Origin of the sequence: Rhizobium terrae (assembly GCF_003425685.1) — a bacterium.
In the GTDB taxonomy this organism is placed as follows: Bacteria; Pseudomonadota; Alphaproteobacteria; order Rhizobiales; family Rhizobiaceae; genus Neorhizobium; species Neorhizobium terrae.
Genome location: NZ_QJKM01000003.1, coordinates 174,806 through 195,583 on the forward strand (window position 1 = coordinate 174,806; position 20,778 = coordinate 195,583).

Sequence of the window (20,778 nt, forward strand, 5' to 3'; positions counted from 1 at the left end):
CACAGGAACGAAAATTTATGATCCCCCGTTATTCGCGGCCCGAAATGGTCGCCATCTGGTCGCCCGAAACCAAGTTCCGCATCTGGTTCGAGATCGAGGCGCATGCCTGCGACGCGCTGGCGGCGATCGGCGTGATCCCAAAGTCGGCGGCCGAGACCATCTGGGAAAAGGGCGGCAAGGCCGAGTTCAACGTCGCACGCATCGATGAGATCGAGGCGGTCACCAAGCATGACGTCATCGCCTTCCTCACCCACCTTGCCGAATTCGTCGGCCCCGACAGCCGCTTCGTCCATCAGGGCATGACGTCGTCCGACGTGCTCGACACCTGTTTCAATGTCCAGCTCGTGCGTGCCACCGACCTGCTGCTGGCCGACATGGACAAACTCCTGGACGCGCTGAAGCGCCGCGCCTTCGAACATAAGGACACGGTCACGATCGGCCGCAGCCACGGCATCCATGCGGAGCCGACCACGTTCGGCATCAAGCTCGCCCAGGCCTATGCGGAATTCGACCGCAACAAGACGCGCCTGCTCGAAGCCCGCGAGGAGATCGCCACCTGCGCGATTTCCGGCGCCGTCGGCACTTTCGCGAACATCGATCCTCGCGTCGAAGAACATGTCGCGGCGGCCATGGGCCTGAAGCCCGAGCCGGTATCGACCCAGGTCATTCCGCGCGACCGGCACGCCATGTATTTTGCGATCCTCGGCGTCGTCGCCTCGTCGATCGAGCGCCTGGCGATCGAGATCCGCCATCTGCAGCGCACCGAAGTGCTGGAGGCCGAAGAGTATTTCTCGCCCGGCCAAAAGGGCTCGTCGGCCATGCCGCACAAGCGCAACCCTGTTCTGACCGAAAACCTGACGGGCCTTGCCCGCATGGTCCGTTCCTATGCGATGCCGGCGATGGAAAACGTAGCGCTCTGGCACGAACGGGACATTTCGCATTCCTCCGTCGAACGGATGATCGGGCCCGACGCGACGGTGACGCTCGACTTCGCCCTGGCGCGTCTCACCAGCGTCATCGACAAGCTGCTCGTCTATCCCGACAACATGATGAAGAACATGAACAAGTTCCGCGGGCTTGTTCATTCGCAGCGCGTTCTGCTTGCCTTGACGCAGGCCGGCGTGTCGCGCGAAGACGCCTATCGTCTCGTGCAGCGCAACGCGATGAAGGTCTGGGAAGAAGGCAAGGACTTCCTGGAGGAACTGCTCGCCGACCAGGAAGTCCGTGCAGCGCTTTCCGAAGCCGACATCCGAGAAAAATTCGATCTCGGTTATCATACCAAGCATGTGGATACGATCTTCCGCCGGGTGTTCGGCGAAGTGTAGGGCGCGGAACAGCAATCAATTCACTTCGGTCCCCGGTTGCCGCAGCAACCGGGGATTTTTCATGGCCGCTCGTCAGCGAGCAGGCACGACCAGTTTGCGGTAGAGATGCCAGGTCGCATGGCCGAGGATCGGCATAATGACCGCCAGCCCCGCGAAGATCGGTATCGTGCCGATGACGAGAAGCGCTGCGACGATCAGCCCCCAGAGCGCCACCGGTCCCGGGTTGGCGATCGTCGCCCGCACGCTCGTGTCGATCGCGGCGGCGGCGCCGACGTCACGATCGAGCATCAGCGGAAAGGCGACCACCGTCGTCGCCAGCACGACGACAGCGAAGGCGAAGCCGGCGAGATTGCCGAGCACAATCAGCGCCAGCCCCCGCGAGGTCGTGAGGACATCGGACAGGAAGGACGAAACGGAAGCCGGCGCGGTCTCGCCGAAATAGGCGGTGTAAATTGCTTGCGCAACGAGCAGCCACGCGATGAACATCACGAACAGGAAAAAGCCGACCGCCAGGATGGACGGCAGCGCCCGCGAATGACGAACGTCGAGCGCGTGCCGCCAGGACGTGTCCTCGCCGCTTTCGCGCCGCCGACTGATCTCATAAAGGCCGATCGCGGCGATCGGTCCGAGAAGCGCGAAACCCGACATCAGCGGGAAAAGCAGCGGCAGCAGGTTTGCACCGGTGCTCCAGACCGTCAGAAAAATGCCGGCGACGGGATAGATCAGGCAGAGAAACACATAATGCGACGGCTTTTCACGAAAATCCCTGAGGCCCAGCTTCAGTGCGTCGGCGATATCCGCAAACCCGACCTTCCGTACCACCGGACGAACAAAATGCTCGCTCGCACCGGCCATGACATGAAATGCAGTCATCGAGCTTATCCTCCTTGGCTCATGCCACGGCGGCGCTCCCCCAGACGCAGATGACGACGTGGCAGCAATTGCACGAGGAAGCCTAGCAAATTTTATCGCGCCTGTCGCCTGCCGGCTTGACTTCGGTCCCTCCACTCCTCACATCGCGTCCTCATGAAAGCATCCGACGCAGAAATATTGATCGTTCCCGGCTACACGAATTCGGGGCCGCATCACTGGCAGACCCGCTGGGAACAGAAACTGACGACCGCCCGAAGGGTCGAGCAGGCGGAGTGGTCGAAGCCGGTTCGAGAGGACTGGGTGGCGCGCGTGGCCGAAGAGGTCAATGCGGCGACGCGCCCGGTTGTCCTCGTCGCGCATTCGCTCGGCATTCCAACGGTCGTCCACGCCGTCCCGCTGTTTCGCAAGCCGATAGCCGGCGCCTTTTTCGTGGCTCCGCCGGAAGTGGACAATCCGTCGATCCGCCCGAAACACCTGATGACGTTCGGTCCCTATCCGCGCGATCCCCTGCCCTTCCCGTCGCTCACGGTGGCGAGCCGCAACGATCCGTTCGGCTCCTACGAGCATGCCGACGACATCACCGCCGCCTGGGGTTCGCTGCTCGTCGATGCCGGAGAGGCCGGCCATATCAACGCGGAATCCGGTCACGGTCCCTGGCCCGAGGGAACGATGGTCTTTGCGCAATTTCTGAGCCGCCTCAGGGTCTGAGCCGTCCCTCGGCCCGCGAAACATCGGAAATGTCGATAGTTTTGAGGAGCGCAATTCGAACGGCTATTTTAAGCCGGATTTAATTGGCAATTGCTAAGGTGTTCGCTCGTGTTGTTGTGAGTGATGCCGCGCCGATGCCATCAAACGCCCTCCCGCGCCTTCTGGACCCAGGATATGGAGAGGATATCGGTGTCCTGGAGACGGTTTTCGAGGCGGTTCCCCTGGCCGTTGCGGTGATCGACGCCGGCGGTGCGCTTCTGTTTGCAAATTCCCCCTTTCGGCGTGAATGGATCGGCACAACATCCGATTTTCACGCCTGCATCCATCCCGATGATCGCTGCACGCTCGCAGAAACGCTGCGGCCCATGCGTGTGGACTCCGCTCCGCAGCATATGGATTTGCGGATAACGGCCCCCGATGGCCCTTTGCGCCGGGTCCTTGCCACGCTGACCCCGTTCACCAGAACTCTGAACGATCGGCTGCTGCTCACCGTTCATTTGACGGATGTGACCGAACTGAAGCGGCATGCCGAAGAACTGGCCGAACGCGAAAGCCGCTGGAACAACGCGCTCGTCAGTTCCGTCTCGGGCGTCTGGGATCACAATTACGCAACCGGCCAGAAATACTACTCGCCGGTCTGGCGCCAGATCCGCGGCATGTCGGCCAGCGATCCACTTGCGGCAAGCACACAGGAATGGCTGGAACTCGTGCATCCGGACGACCGGGCACGGGTCATCCATGCGATGGAACGGCAGAATGCCGGCGATCCTGCCTATGCCGTTTTCGAATATCGCGAGCGGCATAAACTCGGACACTGGATCTGGATCGAGTGCCGCGGCGCCTGTGTCGAATGGGATGCGCAGGGCAAAGCTACCCGTGTCGTGGGCACGGATACGGACATCACCGCACGCAAGGCCGCCGAGGAGGCGACCGAGAGAATGTCGCGCCGGCTCGACATGGCGCTCGAAATCTCCGGCATCGGCGTCTTCGAATGTGATTTCACCACAGGCGAGGTCGATTGGGACGAGCGCATGTTCCGGATCTATGGCCTCGACAAGAACGAGGAGGTCTTCGTCGGCGGTCTCTGGGAAAGCCTGTTGCATCCCGAGGATGCCGACCGCGTGCAGGCCAATGTCGATGTGAACGTGCGCAACAACGAACGTTTCTCCGACCAATACCGCGTGATCCTGCGGGATGGATCCGAACGGATCGTGCGCACCCGGACGATGCCCTTTGTCGACGGCAATGGCCATCGGAAGATGGTCGGCGCCAACTGGGACGTGACGACGGACGTGTCACTCCACCGCGAGCTCGAGCGGGCCAAGACGCTCGCCGAGGCACGCAATCGCGAGCTCGAATCCGCCCGCAGCCGCATCGAACACAATGCGATGCACGATTATCTGACCGATCTGCCCAACCGGCGCTATCTCGACGAGATGCTCGACCGCGTGGCGGCGGAATGCGCCCGGGAAGGTGGCGGCATCGCCATCCTCCACATCGATCTCGACCGTTTCAAGCAGATCAACGATACGCTTGGCCACAGCGCCGGCGACACGATGTTGAAGCACGTCGCCAGGATCCTGAAAGGCACGATCCGCAAGGGAGACTTCGTGGCTCGCATCGGCGGCGACGAGTTCGTCATCCTGTCGAAATTCCAGGGGTCGCCCCGCAAACTTTCGAACCTCGCCGAGCGGATCATCAAGGAACTGCGCAAACCGGTTTCCTACGAAGGGCACGACTGCCGGTTTGGCGCCAGCATCGGGATCGCCTGCGAAACGGCCATGCGGATCGATCCGCGCCAGCTCCTTCTCAATGCCGATATCGCGCTCTACCGCGCCAAGAACAGCGGCCGCAACCGCCATGAATTCTTTTCGACGGATACCCAGAACGAGATCATCAGCACCAAGAAGATGTCGGACGAGATCCTGCTCGGTCTCGAACGCAATGAATTCGTCCCCTTCTACCAGCTGCAGTTCGACGCGGCGACGCTGGAGGTCGCCGGCGTGGAGACGCTCGCGCGCTGGATGCATCCCGAACGGGGCATGCTGTCGCCCGACAAATTTCTCGAAACGGCCGAGGAACTGGATACCGTCTCGGTGATCGACGGAATGATCTTCGACAGGGCGCTGGCGGATTTCCGCGAGTGGCGCCGGCAGGGCCTGTCAATCCCGAAATTCTCGGTGAACGTCTCGTCCCGTCGGCTTCACGACCCGTCGCTGGCGAAAAAGCTCAAGAAGCTGAAGATCGAGCCGGGAACGGTATCCTTCGAGCTTCTCGAATCGATCTTCCTCGATGATTGCGACGAGGAAGTGCGGAAAAATCTGACGCGGCTGAGGAAACTCGGCATCGAGATCGAGATCGACGATTTCGGCACCGGTCATGCGTCGATCATCAGCCTCTTGAGGCTCAATCCGAGTGCGCTCAAGATCGACCGGGAACTGGTTCGTTGCGTTCCGCAGTCCCACGAACAGCGAAAGCTGGTGAGTTCGATCATCGAAATTGGAAAGTCCCTGAATATTCGCGTGGTCGCCGAAGGCGTCGAAACCACCGACCATATCCGCATCCTGCGCGATCTCGGCTGCGATGTGCTGCAGGGTTATGCGCTGGCAAGGCCGATGCCGCGCGCCGGGATTTGCGACTTCATCCGGTCCCACCGCTGGCGTCCTGTCGAGGCCGCGCAGCATGAGGTTCGCGGGAAAACCCCGTTCCGCGGCTGAGCTTACGGCTTTCGCCGGGCTCACGCGGACGTGGATGCGGTGCTAAGGAGAAGCGGAGCTACTGCTTCTCGATCTGGGTTACGGCTTCGCTCAGGAGATCGACCATCTTGACGCGGATATCCTGGTCCGAAACCGAAATACCGGCGGCGTCGAAATCGCCACGCAGCTTGCGGAAGACGTCCTCATCGCCGGCTTCCTCGAAATCGGCGGCAACGACTTCCTTGGCATAGGAGTCGGCATCCGCCTTGCCGAGAAGGCCGGCGGCCCACTGGCCGAGAAGCTTGTTGCGGCGAGCCAGCGCCTTGAACTTCAGTTCCTGATCCAGGGCGAACTTGTTTTCGAAGGCTTTTTCGCGATCGCTGATGCCGCTCATCTAGGGTCTCCCAAAAGTGGACTCGTGCCTGGACCCCTTAATCAAAACGTAAAGGAAGTGCAATCGGCGACCCAAGGAATCCGACGCCGCCGATCGTGAAATCTGCGTGACGTGCCATCCCCGGGACGAAGTGTCTCACACATGAGGAGGCACAGTGTCAGGCGCGTTCCATTTCCTTTACCAGCTCGATCAGGAGGTCGCGTGTCTTGGCCTGCAGGTCGTCGTCCAGAACCGGCACGCCGACGGTGTCGAAATCATGACGCAATTTACTGGCTATGTCTTACTGCCTATGTCGTGCACAGACTTGCCGTCGAGCGTCGAAGACATCAGATCCTGCGCATGGATGGCAGCATAGACAGCCCCTATGGAGAAGTGACCAAAGACCGAGAAGCTCGTTACGGCGCATTTGCACGAAATTGAAAAGCTTCGTCACAGGCGAATTCATCTTCCAGGGCTTCGGCCCGGTCACGAAGAGCGCACATCATGGCCCCTGCTTTTGTTGTTCATTACTTGTCCCGTCCAAGAGGACACTATGATTGCTACGACAAAGATCTCAGAATCCGTGTACCCTGAGGCCGAATGATTCCTGATCGCGCTTCGTCGAGAGGCCCCTCGCCCACAAAGGTTTCGGAGGCCCGCATTGTGAAACCCGTTCTTTTCCGATAAGGGACCGCTCAAACATCATCCATTGCGCCCCTGAAGGGCGCCAACAACGAGACAAGAATCATGAATCGTCGCCGCCGTATCTACGAAGGCAAGGCCAAGATCCTGTATGAAGGCCCGGAGCCCGGCACGCTGATCCAGTTCTTCAAGGACGACGCCACCGCCTTCAACAAGAAGAAACATGACGTCATCGACGGCAAGGGCGTCCTCAACAACCGCATCAGCGAATACATCTTCACCCATCTCAACAAGATCGGCATCCCGACGCATTTCATCCGTCGGCTGAACATGCGCGAGCAGTTGATCAAGGAAGTGGAGATGATTCCGCTCGAGATCGTGGTGCGCAACGTCGCCGCCGGCTCGCTGTCGGAGCGACTCGGCATCGAGGAAGGCATGGTCCTGCCGCGCTCGATCATCGAATTCTACTACAAGTCCGATGCGCTGGCTGATCCGATGGTCTCCGAGGAGCACATTACTGCCTTCGGCTGGGCGAACCCCGCCGAGCTCGACGACATCATGGCGCTCGCCATCCGCGTCAACGACTTCTTGTCGGGCCTCTTCCTCGGCGTTGGCATCCAGCTCGTCGATTTCAAGATCGAATGCGGCCGGCTCTTCGAAGGCGACATGATGCGCATCATTCTCGCCGACGAGATTTCACCGGACAGCTGCCGCCTTTGGGACATCGAAACCAAGGAAAAGATGGACAAGGACCGTTTCCGGCGCGACCTGGGCGGGCTTCTGGAAGCCTATTCGGAAGTGGCTCGCCGTCTCGGCATCATCAATGAAAACGAACCGATCCGCGGGACCGGTCCGGTTCTCGTCAAGTAATGGTTTTGGCTCAGCAATTCGGGGGTAGATCAGTGATTAAGGCACGCGTGACGGTCACGCTCAAGAACGGCGTTCTCGATCCGCAGGGCAAGGCCATCGAAGGCGCACTCGGCAGTCTCGGCTTTTCCGGTGTCGGCCAGGTGCGCCAGGGCAAGGTCTTCGACCTCGAACTCGACGGTGCCGACAAGGCCAAGGCCGAAGCCGACCTCAAGGCCATGTGCGAGAAGCTTCTGGCAAACACGGTCATCGAGAACTATACTATCGCTCTCGACTGACGGTTGCGGAGCAGGCGATGGCTGAGATCACCACCGAATTGATGTACGAGCTTCTGAAGAAGATCCACCGGCGGTTTGACAAAGTCGAACATTCGATTGGTGAGCTGCGTGCTGACAACATGACTTTGAGAGGACAACTCCATGTCCTCCAAGGCGATGTGAACAATCTCCGCGTGACCGTTGGTCATATCGAAAACCGTCTCGACCGTATCGAAAACCGCCTCGAACTGCGCGAGCTGGCCGAGGCCCAGGCAAGGTTTGAACCGCATCCATGAAATCCGCCGTCGTTCAGCTCCCCGGTCTCAACCGCGATCGCGACATGATCGCGGCACTCACCAAGATTTCCGGCAAGGCGCCGGTCACCGTCTGGCAGACCGAGGCCGAGATCCCGGACGACGTCGACCTGATCGTCATTCCGGGCGGCTTCTCCTACGGCGACTATCTGCGATGCGGCGCGATCGCCGCCCGCATGCCGGTGATGCAGGCGATCAAGGACAAGGCAGACAAGGGCGTGAAGGTGCTCGGCGTCTGCAACGGTTTCCAGATCCTCGTCGAGGCCGGCATGCTGCCGGGCGCGCTGATGCGCAATTCCTCGCTGAAATTCGTCTGCAAGGAAGTGAAGCTCGAAGTGGTCAATGCCGAGACCGACTTCACCCGCGCCTATGAAAAGGGCCAGGTGATCCGCTGCCCGGTCGCCCATCACGATGGGAACTATTTCGTCGATCCGGAGACGCTCGCAGGCATGGAAGACCGCGGCGAGATCGTGTTCCGCTATGCCGAAGGCACGAACCCGAACGGATCTCTCGGCGACATCGCCGGCGTCATGAACAGGCGCGGCAACGTGCTTGGCATGATGCCGCATCCCGAGAACCTGATCGAAGCCGCTCATGGCGGCAGCGACGGTCGCGGCATTTTTGCTTCAGCCCTCGATGTGATCGCTGCAACTGCTTAAATACTTGGTGTTATCGGCGCGTATCTCCAGATCGGCCGAAACCATTGTCAGGACATTCGATGCCGCTTTCCCGTCGCCTTCCCGTGCTGCTTTCGATCACCGCACTCGGCACCGCACTTTCCGCCTGCCAGTCCGACCGTCCCGTTTCTGGTCCGAACCGCGCCGCCCTGCCGACCATGGAACGCGTGGCGCTGGCGGCCAATACCTGCTGGTTCAAGTCTGGAGACGCGGCCTTCAGGCCGTACCGGCTGGCGCCGGAACTCAACTCGTTCTCGGGGCGCCCCCGCATTCTGGCCGTGCCGCGCAACAGCCCGGAGTCACGCCCGATGCTGGTCGTCCAGGCGGAAGGCAATCCCGCGCGCCTGGATGCATTCGGCCCGATGATGAGCGGTCCGGAGGGTGAACGAATCAAACGCGACGTGTTGCGCTGGGCCAGCGGCACAAGCAGCTGTTGAACTTGCCGGCGGCACATTACAGTTTGATGTAGAATTTGTTGCATGCCTGCACCGCACGCCGTGAATTTTCACGTTTTTCCAATCCGAATCAGCCCGTTCTGCGGAGATCGCTGGACGAGTTCCCCTCGCCGCGATAGCCCTTGATACAGACAACAAGGGCGAGCGTATCACGTATGGATCGTCCAACTGCCAGAATGGCAGCGATTGCAGGGACGGTGGGAATGAGCAAGGCATTTCTGGGGTCTATGGTCGGAGCAATTATGATTGCTTCGATTTTCGCCTCATCGGCATCCGCCCAGGAACATCTGCTGGACGAAGTGCGTATCGGAGTTTCAGGGTCGATCCAGACCAAACGTACATTCGAACCGGGCGTATTCCCCTCCGCCACCGTCTTTTTCGATCCGTTCGACCAGCGCCACGCGCAAAGTTTCCTGGATCACATGCTGCGTCCGCGCGTCCATGTCGGTGCGATCGTCTCCACGACAGGCGGCGCCAATCAGGCCTATGCCGGGTTCACATGGACTGTACCTCTCGGCGAGAAATTCTTCGTCGATCTGGGATTCGGCGGCTCGGTCACCGATGCAAGCCCGGATGACCCGAACAAGCGCCCGGTCGTCGGCTGCCGCCTTCAGTTCCACGAGTCCGCGGGCCTCGGCTACAACATCAATCAGAACTGGCGTGTTCTTGCGACGATCGAGCATTCCTCCAATGCCGATCTTTGCGACGAGAACGACGGCCTGAGCTATGCGGGCATCGCGGTCGGCTACAGGTTCTGAACGATCCGGGAGTGCATTTCGAGCGCCGGAGATTTCCGGCGCTTTTTGTTTTTCAGAGACGATGCTGTAACCTTGCAGAGCAGCATTTTCCTGTCGCACCTTTCTGCGACATAGGCTAAAGAGCGGCCAAAGCTTGGCCCTTCAATCCAGAGAAGATCATGACCATTCCGAACAGTATCGCGATCACGCCCGAACTCGTCGCCTCGCACGGCCTGAAGCCCGACGAATATCAGCGGATCCTCGATCTGATCGGACGCGAGCCGACCTTCACGGAACTCGGCATCTTCTCGGCCATGTGGAACGAGCATTGCTCCTACAAATCATCGAAGCGCTGGCTGCGCACGCTGCCGACCAAGGGTCCGCGCGTCATCCAGGGACCGGGAGAAAATGCCGGGGTCGTGGATATCGACGACGGCGACTGCGTGGTCTTCAAGATGGAGAGCCACAACCACCCGTCCTATATCGAGCCCTATCAGGGCGCGGCGACCGGCGTCGGCGGCATCCTCCGCGACGTCTTCACCATGGGCGCCCGGCCGATCGCGGCGATGAACGCGCTGCGCTTTGGCGCTCCCGATCATCCGAAGACCAAGCACCTCGTCTCGGGAGTCGTCGCCGGCGTCGGCGGCTACGGCAACTCCTTCGGTGTGCCGACCGTCGGCGGCGAGGTGGAGTTCGATCCGCGCTATAACGGCAACATCCTGGTCAACGCCTTTGCGGCCGGCCTCGCGCGCACCGACGGGATCTTCTATTCCAAGGCCGAAGGCGTCGGCCTGCCAGTCGTCTATCTCGGCGCCAAGACGGGCCGTGACGGCGTCGGCGGCGCGACCATGGCTTCTGCCGAATTCGACGAGTCGATCGAGGAAAAGCGCCCGACCGTACAGGTCGGCGACCCCTTCACCGAAAAATGCCTGCTGGAGGCCTGCCTCGAACTGATGGCGACCGGCGCGGTCATCGCCATCCAGGACATGGGGGCTGCCGGCCTCACCTGCTCGGCCGTCGAGATGGGCGCCAAGGGCGACCTCGGCATCGAACTCGATCTCGACAAGGTGCCGGTTCGCGAAGAGCGGATGACGGCATACGAAATGATGCTGTCGGAAAGCCAGGAGCGCATGCTCATGGTGCTGAAGCCGGAGAAGGAAGAGGAAGCCAAGGCGATCTTCGTCAAGTGGGGGCTCGATTTCGCGATCGTCGGCAAAACGACCGACGACCTGCGTTTCCGCATCCTGCATCAGGGCGAGGAGGTCGCCAATCTGCCGATCAAGGAACTCGGCGACCAAGCGCCGGAATACGACCGGCCTTGGGTCCAGTCGAACGGGCGGCAGCCCCTGCCCGCTTCCAAGGTCGCCGCTCCCGCCAACTATGGCGAAGCGCTGCTGAAGCTCGTCGGTTCGGCCAACCAGTCCAGCCGCCGCTGGGTCTGGGAACAATACGACACGCTGATCCAGGGCAACTCGCTGCAGCGTCCCGGCGGCGATGCGGGCGTCGTGCGCGTCGAAAACCATCCGTCGAAGGCGCTCGCCTTTTCCTCCGACGTGACGCCGCGTTATGTCGAGGCCGATCCGTTCGAAGGCGGCAAGCAGGCGGTCGCCGAATGCTGGCGCAATCTCGTTGCGACAGGCGCCGAACCGCTTGCTGCGACCGACAACCTCAATTTCGGCAATCCGGAAAAGCCGGAAATCATGGGTCAGCTCGTCGGCGCCATCAAAGGCATCGGCGAAGCCTGCAAGGCGCTCGACTTCCCGATCGTTTCCGGCAACGTCTCGCTCTACAACGAGACGAACGGCATTGCGATCCTGCCGACCCCGACGATCGCCGGCGTCGGCCTGCTGCCCGACTGGCAGAAGATGGCAAAGATCGGCTCCGCGAGGGACGGCGACAGACTGATCATGATCGGCACGGACGGCAGCCATCTTGGCGCGTCGGTTTACCTGCGCGACATTCTCGACACGATCGAAGGCCCGCCGCCGCAAGTCGATCTCGCCGCCGAGCGCCGCAACGGCGATTTCGTCCGTTCGCTCATCCGCAACGGCCAGGTGACCGCATGCCACGACATCTCGTCGGGCGGCCTGGCTATCGCGCTTGCAGAAATGGCGATGGCCTCGGCCAAGGGCATGAAGATCAGCCTGTCTGAACAGCGCGGCGCTGCCCATGCCCTGCTCTTCGGAGAGGACCAGGCCCGCTACGTGATCGCAGTGCCTGCCGACCTTGCCAATTTCGTGCAGGCGAGCGCGGAAAGCGCCGGCGTGCCGTTCCGCCCGCTCGGCGCCGTCGCAGGCCGCGAGCTCGTGGTCGACGATCTCATCAACGTAGCCGTCGAAGACCTTGCGAAGGCGCATGAATCCTGGTTCCCGACCTTCATGGCCTGATCAACGGCAGGAGCCGCCTCAGCGGTGTGAGCGAAAGACGGCGGCAACCTTCGTGCGCCGTTTGAGTTTTTAGGCAACTTCTTCATCGTCCTCCTCCCCCGGTTTCAACCCGGAGACGAAGACGACGGCGGTGGTGCGACCTCAGAATCTCTAATACGCGGCGCGATCTTTCAGATTCGCTTGCCACGCTTCAGCATGCCGTTGTCGCAAAACCGCCGGATACTTTTGCGCGACAGGCCTTAGACAACGCGCCCACACCATCGTTTTTGCACACGTATTCAAGTGCCGGGGATTGATGGATGGGTACCCGGCGCGTATGCATCTGGATCCACTGAAATAGAAAACTGGGCACAGAAATGCACAAGCCGATTCTGACCTGGCTCAGGTCATCGGGCCCGACCTGGCAATACAAGCGCATCTGGCTGGACGCGCTGATCGCCACTCTCTGCCTGAATGTCCTCGCCTACGTGATCTTCTCGAAGATGGGTTTCACCACTTTCGAGATTTTCGAGGAGGACGGGCCCATCGAGGACCTTCAGTCTCTGGTGCTTGCCATCACCGTGGTGCTTGCCGTGCTTGCGGCATTCAGGACGCGGATACTGGCACGTTTCATTGCAATCACCACCGCCTGCATCGCCGTGGTCTTCTTCATGCGTGAAATGCCGATATGCCGTGGAGATGTAACGGTATATTGCGTATCAAAGACCTCGCTGCCGATTGTTCTCGGGGCGACGGCGCTCGTGCTGCTGATCGCCACCGTCCTCTTCGAGCTGCGCCATCGCGGCGGCCTATCCCGCGCCATTCATCCGCGCCTTTCCTGGCCGCTCGCTCTCATCGCGCTCATCCTGGCGGCCGGTCAGGCGGCCGAGCATTTCGATATCGTCGAGGCAGAGGAGACTTTCGAATCCTACGGTTTCATGGTTCTGATGATGAGTGCCGTCTGGCTTTTCCGCTTCTCGCGAAAGCAGCCCGTCGAGCCCCTCAAAGTGCGCGCCCGGGCAGGTTTCCACAAGCTGATGCATCCTCTGTCACATCGGTGAGGTAGCGCCCTCTCCTGCTTTGACCGGAACGAAGCTTTGAGGCACTCTGTTCTAAACAAAAGGTTCCGCGTGAGTCCGCGGAAGGGAAAAGGGATGACAACATGGCTATGAGACCCGGTGAAATCGAAGATCTGATCAAGGCCGGCATTCCCGGCGCCAAGGTCACCATCCGGGATCTGGCGGGCGACGGTGATCACTATGCCGCCGAAGTCGTAGCGGAAGCCTTCCGCGGCAAGAGCCGGGTGCAGCAGCATCAGATGGTCTATGAGGCCCTGAAGGGCAATATGGGCGGTGTGCTGCATGCCCTGGCGTTGCAGACATCGGCTCCGGCTGAGTGACCGCTCCATGTCCGACCTTATCAAGCAAATCGTCACCGGCCTCGTGGAAAACGCGGTCAAGGAGCTTCTCGGCAAGTCGCACGGACGTACCGCTTCCAAGCGCAAGAAACGCCGGACTCGTTCGGCCACCACTCGCTCCGCGACGACCGGCCGTTTCGTGAAGAAGAAAACCACCCGCACCGCCAAGCCGGCGCGCAAACAGGTCAGCCGCCGGCGCACCGCCGCCAGCCGCAGCAGGCAGCGCAGCTGCTGACCGTCCCATGAAGGCCGCCGCTCTCCTTGCCTCATCCCTGTTCGTTATGGCTGACGCCGCCTCTGCACAGGACGTCGAATGCCATTCCAACAAGGATTTTCTCGTTGCCGCTAAATCCTATCAGGACGAGGCCGGTTCGCAGTTCGCCGTCACCGCGCTGGCCGGCAAGCCGAAACCGGCCAAATGCGTCTTCGATATGAGGAAGGCGGATTTCGTCATCGGAACACCGGGCGACCCGCTCTGGTTCGGCGAACAGTCCGGCAACCTGCTGATCCTCTCCCGGTCCACCGGCCCCGAAGGCGATCTCGTGATCTACGACCTGAAGACGCGCAAGGCGATCCTCGACGTTCCCTCCGACGACTATGCGCTCGAAAACGGCAGGCTGACCTTCTGGCAGCGCACTGCGCAGGCGACACGGAAGAACTGCCCGAGCTTTGCCCGGAACAAGGCGAACGGCATGGGATCGGTCATTTCCGTCGAGAAAACCTTCGACTTTGCAGCCAATACGGTAAAGGATACCGGCAGGAGCCGCTGCGACGCCACCCAATAACCATGGCCGGCGGACTATTCCGCTGGAATTCCGGCGGGCAGGTTGCTATCTAGAGAAAATTCAAGCAGCGCAGCGGTCCTTGAAACCGCATGTGAAAGGACAGGATATGAGCGGAATTCACGAACTCATCGACAACGAAGTGAAGACGAACGACGTGGTTCTCTTCATGAAGGGCACGCCGCAGTTCCCGCAGTGTGGTTTCTCCGGCCAGGTGGTGCAGATCCTCGACTATCTCGGCCTCGACTACAAGGGCGTGAACGTGCTCGCCGACGCGGAAATCCGCCAGGGCATCAAGGACTACTCGAACTGGCCGACCATTCCGCAGCTTTATGTCAAGGGCGAGTTCATCGGCGGCTGCGATATCGTCCGCGAGATGTTCCAATCCGGAGAGCTGCAGACTCACCTGCAGGAACAGGGCATCGCCGTGCGCGGCGCAGCCTGATACTTTCCGGGCGCCGCCCGGCGAAATCAAAGATATTTTCAAGGCGCCGCTCCCAACGGCGCCTTTGACGTTGTTTAGGAAATTGCTGTGACACATTCTTCACAAACGGCCCCGGACCGCCTGCCCGGCATGGGACGCGCCGAATTCATTGCCATGATGGCAATGCTCATGGCCCTCAACGCCCTTGCCATCGATATCATGCTTCCCGGCCTTCAGGAGATCGGAGCATCGCTCGGGGTTGAAAACGAGAACCACCGCCAATATGTGGTTTCAGCCTATATCTTCGGGCTCGGCGCAATGCAGCTTCTTTACGGTCCCTTGTCCGACCGTTTCGGACGCCGCAGGCCGATGATCTTCGGCATCTTCGTCTATGTGCTCTGCGCCATCGGCATTGTCGTCGTCCCCTCCTTCGGGGCGATGCTGGCGCTGCGCTTCATACAGGGTGCGGGAGCCGCCGCGACGCGGGTCGTTACCGTCTCCATCGTGCGCGACGTATTCGGCGGCCGCGCGATGGCGGAGGTCATGTCGCTGATCATGATGGTGTTCATGGTCGTGCCGATCATCGCGCCGGGCACGGGCCAGCTCATCATGTTCCTCGGCAACTGGCACCTGATCTTCCTGTTCATGGCGATCGTCTCGTCCGGCATCGGTCTGTGGATGTATTACCGCCTCCCCGAAACGCTCGATCCCGCCGACGTGCGGCCGTTCACGCTCTCGTCCATCCTCGACGGTTTCCGGATCGTGCTCACCAATCGCATCGCACTCTGCTACACGATCGCCAGCACCTTCATCTTCGGCGCGATGTTCGGCTTCATCAACTCCGCGCAGCAGATCTACGTGGGGATCTACGAGCTCGGCATTTGGTTCCCGGTCGCATTCGCAGCCGTCGCCGTCTTCATGTCGACTGCGTCCTTCCTGAACTCCCGTTTCGTCGGACGGTTCGGAATGCGGCGTCTGTCGCACGGTTCTCTCATCGGCTTCATCACCATCACCTTCCTCTGGATGATGGTACAGGTGTTCGGCCCGCAGCCGATGCCGATCCTGCTGTTCCTGACGTTCTTTGCGCTTGCCATGTTCCAGTTCGGCTGGATCGGCGCGAACTTCAATTCGCTTGCCATGGAGCCGCTCGGCCACGTTGCCGGCACGGCTTCGGCGGTGCTGGGTTTCATGAGCACCGTGGGCGGCGCGCTGATCGGCGTCGCGATCGGCCAGGCCTTCGACGGCACGGCCCTGCCGCTGGTCGCCGGCTTCTTCACTGTCTCCATCGTCGGGCTCGTCTTCGTGCTGATCGGCGAAAAGGGAAAGCTCTTCCAGCCGCACAATCCGCCGATCTGAACGAAGCTGATCGCCAAAAAAGGCCGGATCGCTCCGGCCTTTTCTGTTCAGTACCCGATGATCTCGTCGCGTAGCACTCGCCAACTTTCCTTGTCGGTCGCGACCAGCAGACCGCCGTCCACATGGTGCGGCAGGTAAGGCGAACCATCGAGGCGCGCCCCGTAACCGCCGGCTTCCGCGGCGATCAGCGTTCCGGCCAGATGATCCCATGGCATCAGCTTGTTGTAGAGCATGAACTGCACGTGGCCGCCGGCAAACGTGCGGTATTCGTGTGCCGCGCAGCGGTAGTTGGCAAAGAAACGTACCTTGGCGAGATTGCCCAAAATGCGCTCGCGCTCCTCACCGAAAAAATAGCCGGGTGACGCCATGCCGACCATCGCGTCGAGCGGCCGCGCTTCGGCCACCGAGAGGCGTACCGTTTCGCCGTCGGGCCTTTTCAGAAAAGCCCCCGCCCCCCGTTCCGCCATCACCCAGTCGTCGCCCATCGGATCGTAGATGATGCCGGCAGCCGTCTCGCCCTTCCAGATGACCGAAGCCATGACGCCGAAAGCAGGAATGCCGGAGGCGAAATTGAAGGTGCCGTCGACCGGATCGACCACGACTGCAAAATCCGCATCGGCCAATCTGCTCAGCAGCCCCGGATCGGCCGCAACCGACTCCTCGCCCACGAACAGCGCATCGGGCGCAATCGCATCGATCTCCCGCCGGATCAGCCGCTCCGCCGCCTCGTCGGCCTCTGTCACCAGGTCCGTCGGCTCGCTCTTCGAGCGGATATCGCCGCTACCGAGCCGCCGGAAACGCGGCAGGATTTCAGTCTTGGCGGCAAGCCGCAAAAGGTCGGCAAGCTTCGTGACGTCGAGCGGCAAGGTCATGGAAAAGTCTCTTGGCAGAAGGGTTCAGATAGTCGGAGCGACCTGGAGGCCGGAAAAGTCGAAAAGGTTCGGGTCGAGAAGATGGGACGGGTTCACATGCGCAAGCGCGCGCAGCATCGTGTCCTTGCGGCCCGGCATGCGTGCCTCGATATCGGCAAACATCTGCTTCATGGCGTTGCGCTGCAGCCCGTCCTGCGAGCCGCAAAGATCGCAGGGAATGATCGGGAACTGCATGGCAGTCGCGAACTTCGCAAGATCGTCCTCGGCGCAATAGGCGAGCGGGCGCAGCACCATCAGGTCGCCCTCGTCGTTCAGGAGCTTTGCCGGCATGCCGGCAAGCCGTCCGCCATGGAAGAAATTCATGAAGAAGGTTTCGAGAATGTCCTCCCGGTGGTGGCCGAGAACCAGCGCGTCGCAGTCCTCCTCACGCGCGATCCGGTAAAGATTGCCGCGCCTGAGCCTCGAACAGAGCGAGCAATAGGTGGCGCCTTCCGGCACCTTCTCCTTCACGATCGAATAGGTGTCGCGGTACTCGATCCGGTGCTTCACGCCGATCGAGGCGAGATAGTCCGGCAGGATGTGTTTCGGGAAATTCGGCTGGCCCTGATCGAGATTGCAGGCAATCAGCTCCACAGGCAACAGACCGCGCCATTGCAGATCGAGAAGCACGGCCAGCAGCGAGTAGGAGTCCTTGCCGCCGGAAAGGCCGATCAGCCAGCGCTTCTGGCCCTTCAGCATGCCGAAATCGTCGAAGGCCTGACGCACCTGGCGCAGCAGCCGCTTGCGCAGCTTGTTGAACGAAACGGAGTTCGGCGCATCGCGAAAAAGCGTCGGCACGAGCCCGTTCACGGCCTCTTCCAGCTCATTCTCGATCCTGGCGTTCACGCCCATTCGTCTTCCCTCAAAGCGGCGAAGCGGGCCGAGCCCGCTTCACGTATCGTCATCAGGCACCGAGCGCGGCTGCCACCGCTTGCAGCGCCGCGTCCGCCTTGGCGCCATCCGGGCCGCCGGCCTGCGCCATGTCCGGACGGCCCCCGCCGCCCTTGCCGCCGAGTGCCGCGGAAGCCACCCGCACCAGGTCCACGGCACTGAAACGCTGCGTCAGTTCCGGCGTCACGGCGACGACGGCGCTTGCCTTGCCATCCTCCGAAACGCCGATCAAAGTGACGACACCCGAACCGAGGCTGGCCTTTGCTTCGTCGGCCAAACCCTTGAGGTCCTTTGCATCGATGCCGGCAAGCGCCTTGCCCATGAACCTGATGCCGGCGATCTCGCGAACATCGTCCGCAGAACCGCCCTGCCCGCCGCCCATGGCGAGCCGGCGTCTGGCGTCCGCCAGCTCCCGTTCCAGCCTGCGACGCTCGTCGATCAGCGCCTCGACGCGATTGACCACGTCACCCGGCTGCACCTTCAGGGCGCTGGCGAGCGTCTTCACCCGCTCGTCCTGCTCGGCAAGATAGGCGCGTGCCGCCTCGCCCGTGACCGCCTCGACACGGCGGACGCCGGAGCCGACCGCGCTTTCACCGAGAATGCGGACCAGACCGATATCGCCGGTGGCGTTCACATGCGTGCCGCCGCAAAGTTCGACCGAATAAGGCTTACCGGCCTTTTGACCTTCCACCGCCCTGCCCATGGAGACGACACGCACTTCGTCACCGTATTTCTCGCCGAACAGCGCCATCGCCCCCTCGGCGATCGCATCGTCGACACTCATCAGACGCGTGGTGACCGGTGCGTTCTGCAGGATGATGGCATTCGCCATGTCCTCGACCTTCTGCAGTTCTTCGGCCGACATCGGCTTCGGATGGGAGACGTCGAAACGCAGGCGTTCTGGCGCGACCAGCGAACCCTTCTGAGCCACATGGGTCCCGAGCACCTCACGCAGCGCCTCGTGCAGGAGATGGGTCGCCGAATGGTTCGAGCGCAGGCGCGACCGGCGATCGTGGTTCACCCGCAATGTCACCGGCATGCCGACCCTGAGAGGTCCCTGCTGGACCCTGGCGGAATGCACAAACAGGCCTTCCCCCTTCTTCTGGGTGTCCGTCACGGCGAGCCACAGCTCTCCCTCGCCGATGATCGTGCCGGTATCGCCCATCTGCCCGCCGGACTCGGCGTAAAAAGGTGTCTGGTTGACGATGACCTGGACGTCCGCGCCTTCGGCAGCGCTCTCGACAGACTTGCCGTCATGGACGATCGCCTGGACGACGCCCTCGGCCGTCTCGGTATCGTAACCGAGGAATTCGGTCGCGCCATGCTTTTCCTTGAGCTCGAACCAGATCGTCTCGGTCGCCTTGTCGCCGGAACCTGCCCAGTGAGACCTCGCTTCGGCCTTCTGGCGCTCCATGGCATCGGTGAATCCGGCAAGGTCGACGCCGATTTCCCGGGCGCGCAACGCATCCTGCGTCAGATCAAGCGGAAAACCATAGGTGTCGTAAAGCTTGAAGGCGGTCTCGCCATCGAGCATGTCGCCCTTGCCCAGCGTGTTCGTCGCATCCGACAGCAGCGAAAGTCCGCGCTCCAGCGTCTTGCGGAAACGGGTCTCCTCCAGCTTCAGCGTCTCGGAGATCAGCGCCTCGGCACGGACCAGTTCGGGATACGCCCGACCCATCTGCTGGACGAGCGCCGGCAGCAATTTCCACAGCAGAGGATCGCGGGCACCCAGAAGCTGCGCATGCCGCATGGCGCGGCGCATGATGCGGCGGAGCACGTAACCACGGCCTTCGTTCGACGGCAGCACGCCGTCGGCGATCAAGAAGGCGGAGGAACGAAGATGGTCGGCGATGACCCGATGGCTGGCGCGACGTTCGCCTTCGGCCTTGACGCCGGTCGCTTCTTCGGAGGCCGAAATCAGTGCCCGGAACAGATCGATGTCGTAATTGTCGTGCTGACCCTGCAGCACGGCGGCGACGCGCTCCAGGCCCATGCCGGTGTCGATCGAAGGACGCGGCAGGTCGATCCGTTCCTCCTTCGTCACCTGCTCGTATTGCATGAAGACGAGGTTCCAGATCTCGATGAACCGGTCGCCGTCCTCTTCCGGCGAACCGGGAGGACCGCCCCAGATATGGTCGCCGTGGTCGTAGAAGATTTCCGAGCACGGACCGCAGGGGCCGGTATCGCCCATGGCCCAGAAATTGTCGCTGGTGGGGATGCGGATGATCCTGTCGTCAGAAAGGCCGGCAATCTTCTTCCAGAGATGGAAAGCCTCGTCGTCGGTGTGGTACACCGTCACCAGCAGGCGCTTCGCGTCGAGGCCGAATTCCTTGGTGATCAGGTTCCAGGCAAGCTCGATGGCGCGCTCCTTGAAATAGTCGCCGAAGGAGAAATTGCCGAGCATTTCGAAGAACGTATGATGGCGTGCCGTGTAACCGACATTGTCGAGGTCGTTGTGCTTGCCGCCGGCGCGCACGCATTTTTGCGCGGTCGCCGCCGTCGAATAGGGGCGCTTCTCAAGCCCGGTGAAAACGTTCTTGAACTGCACCATGCCGGCATTGGTGAACATCAGCGTCGGATCGTTGCGCGGCACCAGCGGACTGGAGGAAACCACCTCGTGTCCGTTCTTTCGGAAATAGTCGAGGAAAGTCGACCGGATTTCATTCACGCCGCTCATGCTAGGCCCTTTTTACCGCCGGATGCGGTC

At 61.4% G+C, this 20,778-nt stretch carries 21 protein-coding genes and 1 pseudogene; 17 read left to right on the forward strand and 5 right to left on the reverse strand.

Annotation, left to right across the window (positions count from 1 at the left end; all coding sequences use genetic code 11):
- The first annotated feature begins 17 nt into the window (after window positions 1-17).
- On the forward strand, window positions 18-1,325 hold the full coding sequence (gene purB, locus DMO26_RS06450) for an adenylosuccinate lyase (RefSeq protein WP_117191212.1): 1,308 nt from the start codon (window positions 18-20) through the stop codon (window positions 1,323-1,325).
- 72 nt (window positions 1,326-1,397) lie between these two features.
- On the opposite strand, the gene DMO26_RS06455 is transcribed toward purB, so the two are convergent.
- Window positions 1,398-2,198 carry a DUF2189 domain-containing protein gene (locus tag DMO26_RS06455; RefSeq protein ID WP_117191213.1) on the reverse strand — a complete coding sequence of 267 codons (801 nt, stop codon included), beginning with the start codon at window positions 2,196-2,198 and terminating at the stop codon, window positions 1,398-1,400.
- Between the two features lie 153 nt (window positions 2,199-2,351).
- Here DMO26_RS06455 and DMO26_RS06460 point away from each other — a divergent pair, with 153 nt between their 5' ends.
- The 3 genes and pseudogenes from DMO26_RS06460 to DMO26_RS06465 all read left to right on the forward strand — a co-directional run bounded on the left by DMO26_RS06460 (window position 2,352) and on the right by DMO26_RS06465 (window position 5,623).
- Window positions 2,352-2,906 carry an RBBP9/YdeN family alpha/beta hydrolase gene (locus DMO26_RS06460; protein ID WP_117191214.1) on the forward strand — a complete coding sequence of 185 codons (555 nt, stop codon included), beginning with the start codon at window positions 2,352-2,354 and terminating at the stop codon, window positions 2,904-2,906.
- 134 nt (window positions 2,907-3,040) lie between these two features.
- Window positions 3,041-3,148 (forward strand): annotated as a pseudogene (locus tag DMO26_RS35035) (hypothetical protein); the annotation flags it as partial.
- 264 nt (window positions 3,149-3,412) lie between these two features.
- A complete protein-coding gene (locus tag DMO26_RS06465; protein WP_226951206.1) occupies window positions 3,413-5,623 on the forward strand; it encodes a putative bifunctional diguanylate cyclase/phosphodiesterase in 2,211 nt (736 codons plus the stop codon).
- A gap of 58 nt (window positions 5,624-5,681) precedes the next feature.
- Here DMO26_RS06465 and DMO26_RS06470 read toward each other — a convergent pair whose 3' ends face one another.
- Complete coding sequence (locus DMO26_RS06470; protein WP_117191216.1) at window positions 5,682-5,996, reverse strand: DUF1476 domain-containing protein; 315 nt, start codon at window positions 5,994-5,996, stop codon at window positions 5,682-5,684.
- A gap of 726 nt (window positions 5,997-6,722) precedes the next feature.
- On the opposite strand from DMO26_RS06470, the gene purC reads away from it, so the two are divergent.
- From purC to DMO26_RS06535, 13 genes are all read left to right on the forward strand, one after another.
- Window positions 6,723-7,487: a phosphoribosylaminoimidazolesuccinocarboxamide synthase gene (purC, locus tag DMO26_RS06475; RefSeq protein ID WP_117191217.1), complete on the forward strand. Its 765-nt coding sequence runs from the start codon at window positions 6,723-6,725 to the stop codon at window positions 7,485-7,487.
- Window positions 7,488-7,519: 32 nt separating this feature from the next.
- The gene (gene purS, locus DMO26_RS06480) at window positions 7,520-7,762 is read left to right on the forward strand and encodes a phosphoribosylformylglycinamidine synthase subunit PurS (protein ID WP_117191218.1); all 243 of its coding nucleotides are present in this window, start codon (window positions 7,520-7,522) and stop codon (window positions 7,760-7,762) included.
- Between the two features lie 17 nt (window positions 7,763-7,779).
- The gene (locus tag DMO26_RS06485) at window positions 7,780-8,037 is read left to right on the forward strand and encodes a hypothetical protein (protein ID WP_117191219.1); all 258 of its coding nucleotides are present in this window, start codon (window positions 7,780-7,782) and stop codon (window positions 8,035-8,037) included.
- Window positions 8,034-8,714, forward strand: a complete 681-nt coding sequence (gene purQ, locus DMO26_RS06490) for a phosphoribosylformylglycinamidine synthase subunit PurQ (RefSeq protein WP_117191220.1) — start codon at window positions 8,034-8,036, stop codon at window positions 8,712-8,714. The genes DMO26_RS06485 and purQ overlap by 4 nt, the downstream gene beginning before the upstream one ends.
- A gap of 59 nt (window positions 8,715-8,773) precedes the next feature.
- Window positions 8,774-9,169, forward strand: a complete 396-nt coding sequence (locus DMO26_RS06495) for a hypothetical protein (RefSeq protein ID WP_117191221.1) — start codon at window positions 8,774-8,776, stop codon at window positions 9,167-9,169.
- Window positions 9,170-9,429: 260 nt separating this feature from the next.
- The gene (locus tag DMO26_RS06500; protein ID WP_226951207.1) at window positions 9,430-9,945 is read left to right on the forward strand and encodes an acyloxyacyl hydrolase; all 516 of its coding nucleotides are present in this window, start codon (window positions 9,430-9,432) and stop codon (window positions 9,943-9,945) included.
- Between the two features lie 158 nt (window positions 9,946-10,103).
- Window positions 10,104-12,311 (forward strand): phosphoribosylformylglycinamidine synthase subunit PurL, encoded by a 2,208-nt coding sequence (gene purL / locus DMO26_RS06505; protein WP_117191223.1) that lies wholly within the window; start codon window positions 10,104-10,106, stop codon window positions 12,309-12,311.
- A 356-nt stretch (window positions 12,312-12,667) separates the two neighbouring features.
- A complete protein-coding gene (locus DMO26_RS06510; RefSeq protein ID WP_117191224.1) occupies window positions 12,668-13,351 on the forward strand; it encodes a hypothetical protein in 684 nt (227 codons plus the stop codon).
- A 101-nt stretch (window positions 13,352-13,452) separates the two neighbouring features.
- Complete coding sequence (locus DMO26_RS06515; RefSeq protein WP_007770085.1) at window positions 13,453-13,689, forward strand: BolA family protein; 237 nt, start codon at window positions 13,453-13,455, stop codon at window positions 13,687-13,689.
- A gap of 7 nt (window positions 13,690-13,696) precedes the next feature.
- Window positions 13,697-13,942, forward strand: coding sequence for a hypothetical protein (locus DMO26_RS06520; protein WP_117191225.1), 246 nt, complete (start codon window positions 13,697-13,699; stop codon window positions 13,940-13,942).
- A 7-nt stretch (window positions 13,943-13,949) separates the two neighbouring features.
- The gene (locus DMO26_RS06525) at window positions 13,950-14,492 is read left to right on the forward strand and encodes a hypothetical protein (protein WP_117191226.1); all 543 of its coding nucleotides are present in this window, start codon (window positions 13,950-13,952) and stop codon (window positions 14,490-14,492) included.
- Between the two features lie 106 nt (window positions 14,493-14,598).
- Window positions 14,599-14,934 carry a Grx4 family monothiol glutaredoxin gene (gene grxD / locus DMO26_RS06530; RefSeq protein WP_117191227.1) on the forward strand — a complete coding sequence of 112 codons (336 nt, stop codon included), beginning with the start codon at window positions 14,599-14,601 and terminating at the stop codon, window positions 14,932-14,934.
- Window positions 14,935-15,021: 87 nt separating this feature from the next.
- A complete protein-coding gene (locus DMO26_RS06535) occupies window positions 15,022-16,269 on the forward strand; it encodes a multidrug effflux MFS transporter (protein WP_226951208.1) in 1,248 nt (415 codons plus the stop codon).
- A gap of 47 nt (window positions 16,270-16,316) precedes the next feature.
- Here DMO26_RS06535 and DMO26_RS06540 read toward each other — a convergent pair whose 3' ends face one another.
- Genes DMO26_RS06540 through alaS form a run of 3 tightly spaced genes read right to left on the reverse strand, consistent with a single transcriptional unit; the run spans window position 16,317 to window position 20,748 of the window.
- The gene (locus DMO26_RS06540) at window positions 16,317-17,141 is read right to left on the reverse strand and encodes an inositol monophosphatase family protein (protein WP_117191228.1); all 825 of its coding nucleotides are present in this window, start codon (window positions 17,139-17,141) and stop codon (window positions 16,317-16,319) included.
- Window positions 17,142-17,165: 24 nt separating this feature from the next.
- Window positions 17,166-18,032, reverse strand: coding sequence for a tRNA 2-thiocytidine(32) synthetase TtcA (gene ttcA / locus DMO26_RS06545; RefSeq protein WP_117191229.1), 867 nt, complete (start codon window positions 18,030-18,032; stop codon window positions 17,166-17,168).
- 52 nt (window positions 18,033-18,084) lie between these two features.
- Window positions 18,085-20,748: an alanine--tRNA ligase gene (gene alaS, locus DMO26_RS06550; RefSeq protein ID WP_117191230.1), complete on the reverse strand. Its 2,664-nt coding sequence runs from the start codon at window positions 20,746-20,748 to the stop codon at window positions 18,085-18,087.
- Window positions 20,749-20,778 lie beyond the last annotated feature (30 nt).